Origin of the sequence: Vibrio sp. B183 (assembly GCF_000740665.1) — a bacterium.
In the GTDB taxonomy this organism is placed as follows: domain Bacteria; phylum Pseudomonadota; class Gammaproteobacteria; order Enterobacterales; family Vibrionaceae; genus Vibrio; species Vibrio coralliilyticus.
The window spans coordinates 32,037-48,798 of the sequence record NZ_JPQB01000026.1 but is presented as its reverse complement, the minus strand read 5'-3'; the positions used below and the strand labels follow the sequence as shown (position 1 = coordinate 48,798).

15 protein-coding genes are annotated in these 16,762 nt (G+C 48.6%); 9 read left to right on the top strand and 6 right to left on the bottom strand.

Going from position 1 to position 16,762, the window contains the following annotated elements:
* Positions 1–169 precede the first annotated feature (169 nt).
* From gmk to recG, 5 genes are all read left to right on the top strand, one after another.
* Positions 170–793, top strand: a complete 624-nt coding sequence (gmk, locus tag IX95_RS22190) for a guanylate kinase (protein WP_006957183.1) — start codon at positions 170–172, stop codon at positions 791–793.
* Between the two features lie 127 nt (positions 794–920).
* Positions 921–1,193, top strand: a complete 273-nt coding sequence (gene rpoZ / locus IX95_RS22185) for a DNA-directed RNA polymerase subunit omega (protein ID WP_006957184.1) — start codon at positions 921–923, stop codon at positions 1,191–1,193.
* A gap of 40 nt (positions 1,194–1,233) precedes the next feature.
* The gene (gene spoT / locus IX95_RS22180; RefSeq protein ID WP_006957185.1) at positions 1,234–3,357 is read left to right on the top strand and encodes a bifunctional GTP diphosphokinase/guanosine-3',5'-bis pyrophosphate 3'-pyrophosphohydrolase; all 2,124 of its coding nucleotides are present in this window, start codon (positions 1,234–1,236) and stop codon (positions 3,355–3,357) included.
* Between the two features lie 65 nt (positions 3,358–3,422).
* Complete coding sequence (gene trmH / locus IX95_RS22175) at positions 3,423–4,106, top strand: tRNA (guanosine(18)-2'-O)-methyltransferase TrmH (RefSeq protein WP_006957186.1); 684 nt, start codon at positions 3,423–3,425, stop codon at positions 4,104–4,106.
* Between the two features lie 119 nt (positions 4,107–4,225).
* A complete protein-coding gene (gene recG, locus IX95_RS22170; protein ID WP_038164101.1) occupies positions 4,226–6,304 on the top strand; it encodes an ATP-dependent DNA helicase RecG in 2,079 nt (692 codons plus the stop codon).
* A 92-nt stretch (positions 6,305–6,396) separates the two neighbouring features.
* Here recG and cysQ read toward each other — a convergent pair whose 3' ends face one another.
* The 4 genes from cysQ to IX95_RS22150 all read right to left on the bottom strand — a co-directional run bounded on the left by cysQ (position 6,397) and on the right by IX95_RS22150 (position 9,316).
* Positions 6,397–7,224 (bottom strand): 3'(2'),5'-bisphosphate nucleotidase CysQ, encoded by an 828-nt coding sequence (gene cysQ, locus IX95_RS22165; protein ID WP_006957188.1) that lies wholly within the window; start codon positions 7,222–7,224, stop codon positions 6,397–6,399.
* Positions 7,225–7,250: 26 nt separating this feature from the next.
* Positions 7,251–7,799, bottom strand: coding sequence for an ADP compounds hydrolase NudE (gene nudE, locus IX95_RS22160; RefSeq protein WP_019276595.1), 549 nt, complete (start codon positions 7,797–7,799; stop codon positions 7,251–7,253).
* A gap of 131 nt (positions 7,800–7,930) precedes the next feature.
* The gene (gene nfuA, locus IX95_RS22155; RefSeq protein WP_006957194.1) at positions 7,931–8,518 is read right to left on the bottom strand and encodes a Fe-S biogenesis protein NfuA; all 588 of its coding nucleotides are present in this window, start codon (positions 8,516–8,518) and stop codon (positions 7,931–7,933) included.
* A gap of 93 nt (positions 8,519–8,611) precedes the next feature.
* A complete protein-coding gene (locus IX95_RS22150; protein ID WP_038164099.1) occupies positions 8,612–9,316 on the bottom strand; it encodes a ComF family protein in 705 nt (234 codons plus the stop codon).
* Positions 9,317–9,374: 58 nt separating this feature from the next.
* Here IX95_RS22150 and bioH point away from each other — a divergent pair, with 58 nt between their 5' ends.
* Both bioH and IX95_RS22140 read left to right on the top strand, forming a co-directional pair.
* Positions 9,375–10,172, top strand: a complete 798-nt coding sequence (gene bioH / locus IX95_RS22145; RefSeq protein WP_038164097.1) for a pimeloyl-ACP methyl ester esterase BioH — start codon at positions 9,375–9,377, stop codon at positions 10,170–10,172.
* 109 nt (positions 10,173–10,281) lie between these two features.
* Positions 10,282–10,752 carry a hypothetical protein gene (locus tag IX95_RS22140; protein ID WP_006957199.1) on the top strand — a complete coding sequence of 157 codons (471 nt, stop codon included), beginning with the start codon at positions 10,282–10,284 and terminating at the stop codon, positions 10,750–10,752.
* Positions 10,753–10,825: 73 nt separating this feature from the next.
* Here the strand turns inward: IX95_RS22140 and IX95_RS22135 are convergent, their stop codons facing one another.
* A complete protein-coding gene (locus IX95_RS22135; RefSeq protein WP_038164095.1) occupies positions 10,826–13,153 on the bottom strand; it encodes a Tex family protein in 2,328 nt (775 codons plus the stop codon).
* A 245-nt stretch (positions 13,154–13,398) separates the two neighbouring features.
* On the opposite strand from IX95_RS22135, the gene IX95_RS22130 reads away from it, so the two are divergent.
* Positions 13,399–15,279 carry a putative ATP-dependent zinc protease gene (locus IX95_RS22130; protein WP_038164093.1) on the top strand — a complete coding sequence of 627 codons (1,881 nt, stop codon included), beginning with the start codon at positions 13,399–13,401 and terminating at the stop codon, positions 15,277–15,279.
* 35 nt (positions 15,280–15,314) lie between these two features.
* On the opposite strand, the gene greB is transcribed toward IX95_RS22130, so the two are convergent.
* Positions 15,315–15,791: a transcription elongation factor GreB gene (gene greB, locus IX95_RS22125; RefSeq protein WP_038164091.1), complete on the bottom strand. Its 477-nt coding sequence runs from the start codon at positions 15,789–15,791 to the stop codon at positions 15,315–15,317.
* A 183-nt stretch (positions 15,792–15,974) separates the two neighbouring features.
* On the opposite strand from greB, the gene ompR reads away from it, so the two are divergent.
* Entirely contained in the window at positions 15,975–16,694 is a 720-nt protein-coding gene (gene ompR, locus IX95_RS22120) for an osmolarity response regulator transcription factor OmpR (protein ID WP_006957204.1), read from the top strand.
* Positions 16,695–16,762: the final 68 nt, after the last annotated feature.

Sequence of the window (16,762 nt, the reverse complement as noted above, 5' to 3'; positions counted from 1 at the left end):
GGCAACTCTCCACTCAAATGCTTGTGAAGATCCTTAGGATCATGCTACTCTTCGCCTCCATTTTTCTGACCTAATTTTCACCACTTCGGTGATCCTTCAAGGTCGGTGCTATCTTTAACATGTCGGCTTTTCAAGTCGGCAAGATCAAACCAAACGTGGAATTGTACCTATGGGCAAAGGCACTCTTTATATCGTATCTGCACCAAGCGGCGCGGGTAAATCGAGCTTGATTTCAGCTATGCTGGAAACCAATCCGACTTACGCAATGAAAGTGTCTGTATCGCACACGACACGTGGCATGCGCCCGGGTGAACAAGATGGAGTCCACTACCATTTTGTCCAGAAAGAGTATTTCGAAGAGCTGATCGACCAAGGTGCTTTCCTTGAGTACGCCGAAGTGTTTGGTAACTACTACGGCACTTCACGTCCGTGGATTGAAGAGAATCTCGATAAAGGTATCGATGTCTTCCTTGATATCGACTGGCAAGGTGCTCGTCAGATCCGCGAACAGATGCCTCAGGCACAAAGCATCTTTATTCTGCCACCATCAAATGGTGAGCTAGAGCGACGCCTTAATGCACGCGGTCAAGATAGCGAAGCCGTAATTGCTAAGCGCATGGCCGAAGCAAAATCAGAAATTTCACACTACAACGAATACGACTATGTGATCGTCAATGACGATTTCGATAGCGCACTGATGGACTTTAAAGCCATCATCCGTGCAGAAAGATTGAAGCAAGATAAGCAAGCTGCTAAATATAAAGGCATGCTTGACGCGCTTTTAGCAGAATAAACTGGCTTGTTAACAAGCTGTTTATCAAGAAATACTGTCTCTGCCTACTCTGATCTAGACACTGGGAACACTGAGACTGTATAATTTCTCGTCATACAAAATTTTAGTTAACTAATTTGGAGTCCTCATGGCACGCGTAACTGTTCAAGACGCTGTTGAAAAAGTTGGCAACCGTTTCGACCTAGTTCTCATTGCGGCTCGCCGCGCTCGTCAAATGCAAACTGGCGGTAAAGATTCACTAGTGCCAGAAGAGAATGATAAGGCAACGGTTATCGCTCTACGCGAAATCGAAGAAGGCCTTATCACTAAAGAAATCCTAGATGCTCGTGAGCGTCAGGAACAGCAGGAACAAGAAGCAGCAGAACTAGCAGCCGTAAGCAGCATTGCTCACAGTCGTTAATCTGACTTCCTTCTCATCAACTATCTTCCGGGCCTAAAGTTTGTATCTATTCGATAGCCTAAAAGACGTTGCCCAAGAATACCTATCAGAGCCTCAAGTTGAGGCTCTGCGTCAATCTTATGTGGTAGCGAAAGATGCCCATGAAGGGCAGACCCGCTCAAGCGGTGAACCTTATATCATCCACCCTGTTGCTGTAGCTCGTATCTTGGCGGAAATGCGCCTTGATATTGAAACGCTACAAGCCGCCCTTCTTCACGATGTGATTGAAGATACTGAAGTCACCAAAGAAGAGTTAGAAACTCAATTTGGTACTACAGTGGCCGAACTGGTCGATGGTGTGTCTAAGCTGGATAAGCTTAAATTTCGAGATCGCAAAGAAGCTCAGGCTGAGAACTTCCGCAAAATGGTCCTTGCCATGGTGCAAGACATTCGCGTTATTCTGATCAAACTGGCTGACCGTACGCACAACATGCGCACTTTGGGTGCTCTACGTGCTGACAAAAAGCGTCGCATCGCCCGTGAAACGCTGGAAATCTATTCTCCACTCGCTCACCGTCTTGGTATCCACAACATCAAAACCGAACTTGAAGAATTAGGTTTTGAAGCCTTGTACCCGAACCGCTATCGCGTTCTTAAAGAAGTGGTGAGATCGGCGCGTGGTAACCGTAAAGAGATGATTCAGCGTATTCATGATGAAATTGAAGGCCGTCTTGAAGACGTTGGCCTGAAAGCTCGTGTATTTGGTCGTGAGAAGAACCTGTTCTCCATCTACAACAAGATGAAGACTAAAGAACAGCGATTCCACACCATCATGGATATCTACGCTTTCCGTGTTGTGGTGGAAGATGCCGACACCTGTTATCGCGTATTGGGTCAGGTTCACAGCCTGTACAAGCCACGCCCGGGCCGTATGAAAGATTACATTGCGGTACCAAAAGCGAACGGCTACCAGTCTATCCACACGTCAATGGTAGGCCCACACGGTGTGCCGGTTGAAGTGCAGATCCGTACCGAAGATATGGATCAAATGGCAGACAAAGGTGTCGCAGCACACTGGTCTTATAAAGGCAGTGGTGATCGCACCGGTACCACAGCACAGGTCAAAGCCCAGCGCTGGATGCAAAGCCTGCTTGAGCTACAGCAAAGTGCGGGTAACTCTTTCGAATTTATCGAAAATGTTAAGTCTGACCTATTCCCGGATGAGATTTACGTCTTCACACCGAAAGGACGCATTGTTGAACTGCCTGTTGGCGCCACTGCGGTTGATTTTGCTTATGCGGTACACACTGATGTAGGTAATACCTGTGTTGGTGCACGTGTTGACCGTAACCCGTATCCACTCAGCAAAGCGCTTAAGAACGGACAGACGATCGAAATCATCAGCGCGCCTGGCGCACGTCCAAATGCGGCTTGGCTGAACTATGTAGTGACTTCTCGTGCGCGTACGAAGATCCGCCAAGTTCTGAAAACCATGCGCCGTGAAGAGTCGGTGACGCTAGGTCGTCGCTTGCTTAACCATGCACTTGGTGATCTCTCTCTGTCTGACATAGACGAAGAGAATATCAATCATGTCCTTTCTGAGCTGAAAGTCGACAGCGTGGAAGACCTGCTGGCGGATATCGGCTTGGGTGAGCTGATGAGTATTGTTATTGCTCGTCGCTTACTGGGTGATGTCGATGAGCTGACCGAAGTAGCAAGCAGCGATAGCAATAAACCGAAGAAGAAGCTGCCAATCCGTGGAGCGGAAGGGCTGCTTCTGACCTTCGCCAACTGTTGTCACCCGATTCCAGACGATCACATTATTGCTCACGTCTCACCGGGTCGCGGCCTAGTGGTGCACCGTGAAACCTGTCCAAACGTACGCGGTTATCAGAAAGAACCGGATAAGTACATGGCAGTGGAATGGTCTGAAGACTACGATCAAGAGTTCATTACTGAACTGAATGTCGATGTACAAAACCGTCAGGGTGCTCTGGCTGAGTTGACCAATGTGATCTCCCAAACGGGGTCAAATATTCATGGTCTTTCTACAGAAGAAAAAGATGGCCGCCTGTACACAGTCACCGTACTTCTGACAACAAAAGATCGCGTCCACCTCGCTGGAATTATGCGGAAAATCAAAGCGATGCCACACACACTAAAAGTGCGACGTCGTAAAAACTAATCTCTTTTTTCGAAGAAAAATGCCCTTGAAATGACCGTTTCAAGGGCTTTTGTTTTACTGCCATTATGAATTTAGAACGCTACAACCGAATCCAACAAGTCCTTAAGTCCCGTCAGGCTGACCTGACTTTCTGTCTTGAGGAAGTCCATAAGCCCAACAACGTATCTGCGGTGATCAGAACTGCCGATGCGACGGGTATCCATAAAATCCATGCTGTTTGGCCGAATGATATGCGCACTCTTAGCCATACTTCTGCCGGTGCCCGTAACTGGGTTGAAGTGGAAACCCACGACTCTATCGGTAAGGCAGTTGCCGAGCTGAAAGATCAGGGCATGCAGATATTGGTCACCAACCTGTCTGACACTGCAGTCGATTTTCGTGAGATCGACTACACCAAACCGACAGCCATTATTCTTGGTAGCGAGAAAATTGGCGCTTCCGAAGAGGCTAAGCAACTGGCGGATCAAGACATCATCATACCGATGATTGGCATGGTGCAGTCACTCAATGTCTCGGTTGCCAGCGCGGTTATCATGTACGAAGCTCAGCGCCAGCGCCAAGCGGCCGGCATGTACGACAATCAAGTCAGTAACTTACCGCAAGAAACCATTCATCGCATTTTGTTTGAGCGTGGCCACCCTGTTTTAGCAAAAGTTGCCAAGCGCAAAGGCTTAGCGTACCCACCACTCGACGAACAAGGTCAGATTGTCGCGGACGAAGCATGGTGGCAGGAAATGCAGAAGAAATAATCCCGCCGCTCAGCGTCAGGCAAGGCGCGCTATTTTCTCCTGTACAAAAACACAGCTCGGTGGTTAACTATTAGGGTAATCGCCTATGTAACTTACTGAATAACTTACCGAGCTTTGTTATGTCCAAATTGCTATCTGCTATTCCTCTCACTTCTCTGACTGGCGTTGGTGCCAAGGTCGCGGAAAAGCTGGCAAAAGTCGGGCTCAATTCAGTACAAGATCTACTTTTCCACTTACCGCTTCGTTACGAAGATCGCACACGTATTTACCCTATCGTAAAACTGCATGCTGGCTTATGGGCCGCAGTACAAGGGAAAGTGATGAGTGCCGATACCTTGTTTGGCAAGCGCAAAATGCTGACGGTAAGAATCAGTGATGGCAATGGCACCATTACACTGCGCTTTTTCAATTTCACCGCTGCAATGAAGAATAATTTTGCCGAAGGTAAAACCGTTCACGCCTATGGTGAAGTCAAACGCGGCAGTTTCGGGTTGGAAATCGTCCATCCGGATTACAAATTTTATGCCCCCAATCAGCCAACCGAAGTGGAACAGAACCTGACGCCAGTTTACCCGACCACGGACGGCTTGCGCCAAATAACCTTACGCAATCTGACCGATCAAGCATTAGCCTTAATTGACAAGGCCGCGGTCCAAGAACTACTCCCTGCTGGCCTGTATAACCAGCAAGTTTCACTCGCTCAGGCGCTGCACACCATTCACCGCCCGACACCGGATATTGATTTGCAGGCATTTGATGAGGGTAAGCACCCGGCGCAAATACGCCTGATTATGGAAGAGCTACTGGCTCAGAATCTCTCCATGCTTTCCGTCCGTAGCAAAGGCCAACAAGATGTTGCTCTGCCGCTGGCTGAGCGGAACCAACTTAAACAGCAATTACTCGATCAATTACCTTTCTCACCAACTAAAGCACAATCACGCGTTGTCGCCGAAATTGAGCAAGACCTTGAGAAGCCTCACCCGATGATGCGCCTGGTTCAGGGGGATGTCGGTTCAGGTAAAACCTTAGTCGCGGCATTAGCAGCGCTACGGGCCCTGGAGCATGGTTACCAAGTAGCGTTAATGGCGCCGACTGAACTGCTGGCCGAACAGCACGCGCTCAACTTTGCTCAGTGGCTGGAACCAATGGGCATAAACGTTGGCTGGCTTGCAGGTAAATTAAAAGGCAAAGCCAAAGAAACCGAGCTGGCAAAAATTGCCAGTGGCGAAGCTCAAATGGTGGTCGGTACCCATGCTCTGTTTCAGGAGCACGTCGCCTTTCATCACCTTGCGTTAGTCATCATTGACGAGCAACACAGATTCGGCGTCCACCAGCGCCTTGAACTGAGAGAGAAAGGCGAAAAGCAAGGCGCTTTTCCTCATCAATTGATCATGACGGCGACACCGATTCCGCGCACACTGGCGATGACCGCCTATGCCGACCTTGAAACCTCCGTCATTGATGAACTGCCACCGGGCCGAACGCCAATTCAGACCGTCGCCATCCCTGATACCAAGCGAGATGATATTGTCGAACGTGTCCGCAACGCCTGCCTCAATGAAGGAAAGCAAGCCTATTGGGTATGTACCCTGATTGATGAATCAGAAGTTTTAGAAGCTCAGGCCGCAGCTGATACCGCTGAAGAGCTACAAAGAAAGCTGCCTGACGTTAAAATTGGCTTAGTGCATGGCCGGATGAAACCGGCGGAAAAGCAGTCGGTCATGCAGGACTTTAAAGACAACAAGCTGCACCTATTGGTCGCGACCACTGTGATTGAAGTGGGTGTGGACGTCCCTAACTCAAGCTTAATGATCATTGAAAATCCAGAGCGATTGGGACTGGCTCAGCTGCACCAGTTACGTGGGCGAGTGGGTCGAGGTAGCGTCGCTAGTCACTGTGTGCTGCTCTACCATTCTCCACTGTCTAAAACCGCACAAAAGCGTTTAGGCGTGCTTCGTGAGAGCAACGATGGTTTTGTCATTGCGCAGCGCGATCTGGAAATTCGCGGCCCCGGAGAACTACTGGGGACCAAGCAGACCGGAATGGCTGACTTTAAGATTGCCGATTTAGTCCGGGATCAGCATTTAATCCCTGAAGTGCAACGTGTCGCGCGTCATATTCATGATAACTTCCCAGACAATGCAGCAGCGATTATCGACCGCTGGCTGGGAGACCGAGACATGTATTCGAAGGCATAGTAAGAAAAGTAGAAAGGGTTGGTACACAATGACCAACCCTTTTTATTTGAAGAGTGAGAGTAATAAACAGTGCGACAAGCGCTTTAGCTTAGCTAGTCTTTCACTTGGAGAATTTCGTCCCAAGGTAGGCGTTCATCGCCAAGAACGATGAAGTTAGGGTTTTCCAAGGTCTCACGCTCATTGTAGGACAGAGGCTCCAGCTGAGTACTTAGGATCCGGCCGCCCGCCTCTTCGACGATACACTGAGTCGCCGCGGTGTCCCACTCCCCAGTCGGCCCAAGTCTCAGGTAGCAATCCACCGCGCCTTCCGCCACTAAGCACGCTTTAAGCGCCGCAGAGCCCAATGGTACCAAGTCATAATTCCAACCACTGCTCATGCGACTAGTAATACGATTGATGTCTTGGCGACGGCTGATCGCAATCGCAATTGGGTGCGCCTGACCATCGTGATTGTGGGTCTTAATCCGCACACTTTCGTCCATGTCTGGGATTTTCCATGCCCCTTTATCTTTGTAGGCATAATACGTCACGCCAGACACTGGGCCATACACCACTCCCATTATCGGCTGGTGATTCTCTACCAATGCAATAATAGTCGCGAAATCGCCGCTACGAGCAATGAACTCCTGTGTCCCGTCTAACGGGTCCACCAGCCAATAACGGCTCCATTGCGAGCGCTTATCGAGGCTGATATCAGCGGCCTCTTCCGATAACACGGGAATATCCGGCGTCAGATCGGACAGCTTTTCCATGATCAGTTTATGTGCCGCGATGTCCGCACTGGTCACTGGTGTTTCATCACTTTTGGTGTAGGCTTGGTATTCTTTTTTCTCGTAAATATCGAGAATTAGCTGGCCAGCCGAGCGGGCAATATCAATCACGGCAGGCAAATGGTGGGAAAGGTCTTCTGTCATTGGCATAGTCAATCCTTCACGCTCTACATTGATTATGGTTTTAAGATACGTAGAGCAAGCATGAGCGCGGTAATACTGCGCGCCTCACAAAAATCGAGGTGAGTCAGAAGCTCTTCTGCCTGGGCAAGTGGCCAGCGAATTACTTCCAAAGGTTCAGGTTCATCCCCTTCTAATTGTTCTGAGTATAGATCCTCTGCGATAAACAGGGTCATTTTGCTCGAGAAATAAGAAGGCGCGAGCACCACATCTTTCAATGGTGTCAGCTTGTGGGTCCCGAAGCCGATTTCTTCTTTCAGCTCTCTGTCGGCAGCTTCTGCTGGCGACTCTCCAGCATCAATCAACCCTTTAGGAAAGCCGAGTTCATAACGTTCGGTACCTGCGGCATATTCGCGAACCAGCAATATATCTCCCTCTGCGGTTACTGGCACCATCATCACTGCGTTACGACCACTCGGTTTCATGCGTTCGTAGGTGCGTTCGACACCATTGCTAAAGCGTAAATCAAGCGCTTCAACGGCAAACAATTTGGATTGAGCTACAGTTTGTTTTGCCAGAATTTCTGGTGGGTTCCGTTTAGCCACTTGCTTACTCCTTAGCCATAGAGGAAGTCTTTAATATATGAGAAAACTGTCATGTTTGAAAACAAAAAAGGGCTGACTTTTTCGTCAACCCTTTGTATTGCATATGGTTAAATCTGTTATTTAGCCAGTTATCAGTAGTAAGAGTGTTCACCACGGTCATGCTCAGTCGCATCGCGAACTGCGCTCAACTCGCCTTCAAACTGTTGCAGCAGTTCTTTCTCGATGCCTTCTTTTAGTGTCACATCAACCATAGAGCAACCGTTACAACCACCGCCAAAGGCAACAATCGCGATACCGTCTTCAGTGATTTCTACCAGATTAACGTGACCGCCATGCCCTGCTAGTTGAGGGTTTACCTGAGTTTGAATCACGTATTCAACACGCTCAACCAATGGTGCATCGTCAGACACTTTACGCATTTTCGCGTTTGGCGCTTTCAGTGTCAGCTGAGAACCCATTTTGTCTGTCACGAAGTCGATTTCCGCGTCTTCAAGGAATGGCAAGCTCAGCTCGTCAACGTAAGCAGAGAAACCTTCATACTTGATCTCAGTATCTGTAGCTTCAATCGCTTCAGTTGGGCAGTAAGAAACACCACATTCTGCATTTTGCGTCCCCGGATTCACAACGAATACGCGGATGTTCGTCCCTTCTGGCTGTTGGCTCAAAAGGTTGGCAAAGTGTTTCTGGGCATTTTCAGTAATAGTAATAGGATTTGACACGACGAATACCTGAGTAAATTTGTAGGCTATTTGAGCACCATTTTACTCCTGATTTTCGCAAGATCTAGCCTTTTAGATCAAATCAGAGACACTTTAGCGGCTAGAAGGTTCAGGAGTACGACAAATGCAATAAATATCAATGGTTTTCACTCCAGTATCAAGCAATAATTCACATAATTGATGCACGGTACTGCCTGTAGTTAGCACATCATCGACAATAGCGACATGCTCGAAATTTATCGACTTTCTTAGATGAAAAGCCTGACGCACATTCTCCTTACGCTGCTTTTTATCCATTCCTTGTTGCCTTTCCGTTACACGCTTTTTCTTAAATAGAGCCTCACACGGCACATCCAGCTCTCGGCCAATTTGCCATGCCAGATGCTGACTTTGGTTGTAGCCACGATAACAGTAACGACGCCAGTGCAAGGGGACAAAAGTAATCAGGTCTGGTCGAGTGTCGATGCGTGGCACCAACAGCAAAGACAATGTTTTAGCCTGCCAGTACTGACCTTCGTACTTAAGTCGGTGAACGTAACTCGATAGCGGCGGTTGATAGTCTCCGACACAATACAAGTGCGTCCACAATGGCGGGGCAACTAAACATTCCCCACACATTTCGACGTACTCAGGGGTCACCAAGCCACATCGTCTGCAGCGAGGAACTGGCGCAAAACGTCGCTGACAGAAACAGCAGAATAAGGGGTGCGCCGCTTGCGATCCGATCGCCATCTGGCACAAATCGCAATGACTGGGTAACAGGTAGGCTGTGTGTTTCTTAATCCAATCGGTTAACATGACGCTCAATATCTGACAACTAGATAATTAACTTACCGCTTTAAATCAGGTGTAAAGGATGGAAAACGTGGCACAGAATGAGATCAAACCAACAACGCCATATTGGCAGTCAACGGGTCAAGGTGACGATTTGGTCTTAGTTCATGGGTGGGGGATGAATGGTGCTGTCTGGCATCAGGCCGTTGAGCAGTTAAGCCAGAATTTTCGCGTGCACGTCGTTGACCTACCGGGGTTTGGCCACAGCCATCAATTACACTTCGAAACGATGGAAGAGCTCGCCCAACAGGTTCTGCACAGCGCACCTGACAATGCGATTTGGCTCGGCTGGTCTTTGGGTGGCTTGGTGGCAACACACATCGCGATTCATCACCCAGAGCGCATAACCAAGCTAATCACCGTTGCTAGCTCACCTAAGTTTTCAGCAGAAAAGCGCTGGCGTGGAATCCAGCCCCAAGTTCTGAGTGCGTTCACCGAGCAACTAGTAGATGATTTTCGCGTCACCATTGAGCGATTTATGGCGTTGCAAGCAATGGGCAGCCCTTCTGCTCGCCAAGATGTCAAAACCCTCAAGCAAGCGGTCCTATCTCGCCCTGAACCGAACCCTCAGTCCCTGCTCGCAGGCCTACAGCTGCTTGCCGATGTGGATTATCGCCAAGCGCTACTCGATGTCTCAGTGCCTACCTTGCGTTTATACGGACGCTTGGACGGGCTAGTGCCAGCCAAAGTTGCGACTGATGTCGACACACTGATGCCAGCTAGTGAGAGTTATATGTTTGGCGCTTCATCACACGCACCATTTATGACCGAATTTAATGAGTTTTGTCAGCAAGTTACCCGATTTTCGACTGGTAGATAAAAATTATTTTATCCGATACGCTAAAATTTTGACTATAAAGGCCGATAAATAATCGAGCCAAGAAAACGCTGTTTTATTGCATTTTCTGGCTGGGCGTGAGGAGGTTAAAATGCTCGTATCACCTACGAACGTAAGTGTACCGCTGATCGCCCCATCGGTTAATGTGCAAACGGAGCAGGCAGCCAGAGACAATAAAGTCCGCGAGCCCGTCACTCCCACTGTAGCGTTAACCAAAAGTAACGCTGAACGTAAAGTCAAAGCCGATGATAAAAGGCGACGACAATCCTCTTGGGATCCAGCTGAGCACCCGAGCTATGAAGCCAGTGAACAGGAAGAAGTTAAAGCCACTTATCAGGAAGATCCAAAAGATACGCTCGAACGGATTTTCCAGCTGATTGCTCTGGACAGCTACAGCGAAGATCAGGGCAAGGGCTACGCAATGCGCTTTCGGTTACCAAGGCACATAATCGATGCGGCGATAACTGAAGGCAAGATGGCCAAGCGCAGAACCGTAATCAAGTTTCACTACGGTGATGCGGTTGCACCCAATACACCTTCAGATGTAATTGCGGTGTTGTAGTACCTAAGCATAATGATTAGGAAATACCGAAAAAAATCCCCGCAATTGCGGGGATTTGTATTTCTAACCGAGACTATTTCTTGGCTTTAGCAAAAGCAGCGGCAAATGCCCCGCCCATTGCACCATTTGCTGGCTCTTCACGACGACGTTGGCCACCTTTGTTGCCTTGGCTCTGACGTTGCTGACCACGTGGCGCAGAAGAACGCTGAGAGCGGTTATCTTGGCCCGGCTCATCATTAAGACGCATAGACAGACCAATACGCTTACGCTGAATATCCACTTCCATCACTTTAACTTTAACGATATCCCCCGCCTTCACGACTTCTCTAGGATCAGAGACAAATCGATCAGTTAAAGCCGAAATATGCACTAAGCCATCCTGATGGACGCCAATATCAACGAAAGCGCCAAAGTTCGCCACGTTGGATACCACGCCTTCCAACACCATGCCCGGTTCAAGATCCGACACTTCATTTACGCCATCGGCGAACGTTGCAGTCTTGAATTCAGGACGAGGGTCACGTCCCGGTTTGTCCAACTCTTTGATGATGTCGCTGACTGTCGGAACACCAAAATTGTCATCAGTGTAATCCACGGCATGTAAGCCACGTAGGAACTGAGTATCACCAATCAAGGCGCGAACATCTTTGCTGTTTTTCTCTGCGATGGCTTTCACCACAGGATACGCTTCTGGGTGAACCGATGACGCATCCAACGGGTTCTTGCCATCCATAATACGGAGGAACCCGGCACACTGTTCAAACGCTTTTGGCCCAAGGCGGGCGACTTTCTTCAGTGTGGTACGTACTTCAAAACGGCCATTCTCGTCGCGGTAATCAACAATGTTCTGCGCAATAGTGCTCGACAACCCCGCCACTCGCGTTAACAAAGCAGGAGACGCCGTATTTACATCAACACCAACAGCGTTTACACAGTCCTCAACAACCGCATCCAGACGCTTAGCCAGCATCGATTGGCTGACATCGTGTTGATACTGGCCAACACCAATCGATTTAGGGTCGATTTTCACCAGCTCTGCCAGTGGGTCTTGCAGACGACGAGCAATCGACACGGCGCCACGCAGTGACACGTCCAAACCTGGGAACTCTTTGGCCGCCAGCTCAGACGCCGAATAAACGGACGCGCCCGCTTCACTGACCATAATCTTCTGCACTTTGAGGTTATTTCGCTTAATCAGATCAGCGACAAAGCTGTCAGTTTCACGCGAAGCCGTGCCGTTACCAATAGCGATTAGGTCGACATTGAACTGCTGTACCAGCTTCGCCACCACCTGTGCCGATTTGTCATACTGTTTTTGCGGCGGATGAGGGTAGATGGTTTCCGTGGCTAACACTTTACCTGTTGAGTCCACCACCGCGATTTTCGACCCCGTTCTCAAGCCTGGATCGAGGCCTAGCGTGGCTCGTGGACCTGCTGGAGCCGCCATCAACAAATCTTTCAGGTTTGTGGCAAACACTTCAATCGCTTCGATTTCAGCACGCTCTTTCATCGCTCCCATCAGCTCAGTTTCCATGTGCATCGACACCTTGATGCGCCATGCCCAACTGATCACTTGCTTACGCCACACATCCGCTGGGGCTTGGCTAAGTGAAATACCGTAGTGATCTGCAATGATGGTTTCGCAATACGACTGGCGAGCCCCCTCTTCTTGCTCTGGGTCAGCATTCATCGCCAATGTTAAGAAGCCTTCATTGCGGCCGCGCAGCATAGCCAGCGCACGATGCGATGGCACCTTGCTTAAGGCTTCATTGTGCTCAAAGTAATCTTTGAATTTTTCGCCTTCGTGCTCTTTACCTTCCACAACGCGAGCCACCAGCTCTGCGTTACGGTTAAGGTGCGCACGAATTTTTTCCAGCAGATTGGCATCTTCAGCAATGCGTTCCATTACAATGGCACGCGCGCCATCAAGCGCCGCTTTCGTGTCTGCAACACCTTTGTCTGCGTCAATGTATTGAGCCGCTTCTTGCTCCGGCTCCGTCTGTGGTTCGTTCCACAATTTGTCTGCCAGCGGTTCCAAACCAGCTTCAATCGCAATCTGGCCTTTGGTGCGGCGCTTAGGCTTGTACGGAAGATACAAGTCTTCAAGGCGAGTTTTGCTGTCCGCCTGATTGATTTCAGTTTCGAGCTCAGTCGTCAGTTTACCCTGATCCTGGATGGATTTCAGAATCGTCTGACGACGATCATCCAGTTCACGCAGGTAAGAGAGGCGGCTGTCGAGATTACGCAATTGGGTATCGTCCAGACCACCTGTCACTTCTTTTCGATAGCGGGCGATGAATGGCACCGTGTTGCCATCATCGATCAGATTAACAGCAGCGGTAACTTGCTCAGTGCGAACATTCAGTTCTTGAGCAATCATTTGACAGATAGCTTGGCTCATCCGTTGATTCTCTTAATTCTATAATGTGAAGGAGTTTGTCTGTTCTAGAGATTGGGGCAAATCATGGATTTTGCAATGTTTTAAATCTTGTCCGGAAAAAATCACCGCTTCCTGATAGACGCGGTGCACATTTGTGTCAAAACTGCAGTCGCAATTGAAATATATTCATTATATTTAAGTAAGTTATACCTTTTCGAGTTACTTAATAACTATCGATACTTTGATTTAGTTTGGGAAATTATTGCATGAAGACGCTCTCTTTGATTCTGACTTTGACAGGCGCCCTAATGACCGCCCCACAAGCTTGGTCTGAGACCCTTTCCGCCACCACACAAAACCCAGCCTATCAGGTGGACAACGAACTGATTCTGGGCCGCATCGAGAACGTCTACTACAACGATATTCCAGAACTCAAAGGCGTACCCTTTATGGGCAAGATTGACACCGGTGCTGACACCACCTCGATTCATGCTGAAAACATTCACCTCACCAGCACGCATCCAGACTTTAAAGATTTGACCGATAATGACCTACTATGGGCGGTGGTCAACGACCGACGTGAAAACAAGCTGAAAAGAAATACAGAAACCTACTTGTCTTATCAGGTCACTATTGCCTTTACCATTCGCCATCCGTATACCGGTGAGGATATCAATATCAAAGATGATCTTGAACGCATCAGCATCATCCGCAGCCGCACCAGTAAAAAACCTATTCTTCGTCCAGCGGTAAGAATGCCACTAACAATTGGCGGCCGTACCGTGGAAGCCATGATTAACCTCACCAAGCGCAGCCAGTTTTCGTCGCCCATCCTGATTGGTAAAACCTTTCTTGAAGATAACGCTTGGGTAATGGCAGGTTATGATTACCTGCAAGAACAACCACATGCTCAAGTCATTGGCAAAAAAGAAACTGTGGAGGTTGACGGCGTACCCTATAAAGTCAGTGTAGCGACCACCAGTCGTTACTCCAACGCCCATGCTGTGGATGTAAAAATCGACAAAAAGGCTCAATCAGTATCGTTCAAGTTGGAAGATGAAAAGGGCGAGCGTAAAGCTATGACTCTGCCATTGATCCGTATTTTGAACACCAGCAATGGTGAGCGTCCACTGGTTTACCTACCAGTCAAGCTCAATCAGAATCACACTCAGCATTGGCTGGTTTATTTACGTGACCGCAGCCATTTAAGCAGTCAGATCAGCCTTGGACGAGATGTCGCCAGCGAACATTTCGTTATCGATACCGATAGCGAAAACGTGCTCAAAAAGGCAGATACTAGCTTCAAGACTGCTCTCAAATCTGACCCATTGGTGATCTCTCCCAAGGAGACCATCACCATAGACCAAGAGTTCAGCATTCCTGCGCAACCTAGTTTTATCGTTAAAACTCCACTGCTGAGAGTCAAAGAGTTTGAGCTCAGTAAGAAAAGCGGTAAGGAACAGGTCAGTTTCACGCTTGAAAACAGCCAAGGTGAAATGAAAACGGTGACTAAGCCTGTCCTACGTAAACTCAAAGTCGGTAAATCCGTTCGTCCGGTAGTCGAAGGCGTATTCGAGTTAGGAGACAAGAAACGAGAACTCGAATTTGCTATCGACAATCTTGGCAAAAGTGACACTAAGCCTTTCTTCGTCATGGGCCACAGCATGGCGAAAAGCAGTGTACTACTCAACACCCGCACAGAGGATCTACTCAGCCCAAGCCCACTGTTCAAAGCTGGTCACATTGAAGTTGTTCAGGTGGAAGATCTGGCTTTTCCGGTCAAGCTCGACACGGGAGCGGATGTCAGCTCAATCAATGCCAAAAACATCAAGCAATATCAGAAAGATGGCAAAGATATGGTGACGTTCACCTACGAAAATGATGTCGGGATGAAACAGGAATTCACTCGAGAAGTAGTCGATGTGATGCGCATTACAGCCAAGAAAGGGGAAAAAGCCAACGTGCGCCCTGTGGTTGAAATGCGAGTCAGGCTGGGAGAGTTGGATAAGATCATTCGCGTTAACCTGCAAGACAGAGGTCGCTTCCACTACAGCATGATTTTAGGCAAAAACTTCCTCAAATACGGGGCAATTGTCAGCAGTGATAAGGACTACATCATTACTGAAAAACCGGACTACGAAAAATAAAAGGCGAGTGCCGCGCTGCTCGGCGCGGCACCATTTCAATCGGTATAACAAATACTGTTCACAAACCACTCTTTCTCGCCTTCCGGCGTTTTGACGCTGAATTCGTCATCCACTTCTTTCTTTAACAGGGCTCGCGCCATTGGCGAGTCAATCGAGATGTAATCTTTGGCGCCACCATAAATTTCATCGGGGCCAACAATGCGAAACTTTTTAACTTCTCCGGCTTCATTTTCCACTTCGACCCATGCACCAAAAAACACTTTCCCTTCCTGCTGCGGAGCGTAATCTACCACTTTAACCTGCTCAAGACGCTTGCGCAGATAACGTGCTCGACGATCAATTTCACGCAGACGTTTCTTATTGTATTGGTAATCCGCATTCTCTGAGCGATCACCCAAACTCGCTGCCCACGTCACTTTTTTAGTCACTTCCGGGCGATCTTCCTTCCATAGAAAATCGAGTTCTTTTTTAAGTCGGTCAAAGCCTTCGCGTGTGATTAGGTTTGTTTTCATATTTCTGACGCTAGTGAATTGAATATGGCGTATACATTAGCTAAAAAGGACTTAAAAAGGTAATAATCGTTAACAATTCTTTGCGCCACTTTCATCAGAACAATGTTACATTCTGATTCGTGAAAAAGGGCTGCACAGCAGCTCTGTCAAAGCGCTAGCTTATTTAATAGGTGGAATCATTACATGCAAGAAAATCACAAGATCTTAGTCGTTGATGACGATGCACGTTTGCGTGCATTGCTAGAGCGTTACTTGTCTGAACAGGGATTCCAAGTACGTAGTGTTGCTAACAGTGAGCAGATGGACCGCCTGTTAACCCGTGAAAATTTTCACCTGATGGTATTGGATTTAATGCTGCCAGGCGAAGATGGCCTGTCGATTTGTCGTCGCCTGCGTAATGCCAACAGCACCTTACCGATCCTGATGCTCACCGCAAAAGGGGACGAAATTGACCGAATCGTCGGCCTGGAAGTGGGCGCAGACGACTACCTGCCAAAACCATTTAACCCACGTGAGCTACTGGCACGCATCAAAGCAGTACTGCGCCGTCAGACAACTGAGCTGCCGGGCGCACCGAGTTCAGAAGAGTCGGTGGTCGAGTTCGGTGAGTTCAGCCTAAACCTTGGTACACGTGAAATGTTTCGCGGCGACGAGGCGATGCCTCTAACCTCGGGCGAATTTGCAGTACTTAAAGCACTAGTGACCAATGCCCGCGAGCCGATGTCACGTGACAAATTGATGAACATGGCCCGTGGCCGTGAGTATTCTGCGATGGAACGCTCCATTGACGTACAGATTTCACGTCTGCGCCGTATGCTGGAAGTCGACCCGAGTAAACCTCGCTATATTCAAACTGTGTGGGGCTTAGGTTACGTATTCGTACCAGACGGCAAAGAAGCATAATTGCTCACCTGATGAGAGTGCGAGACTATGTCTCGCACTTTTGTTTTCACCTCTATCAAGGCCGCCAA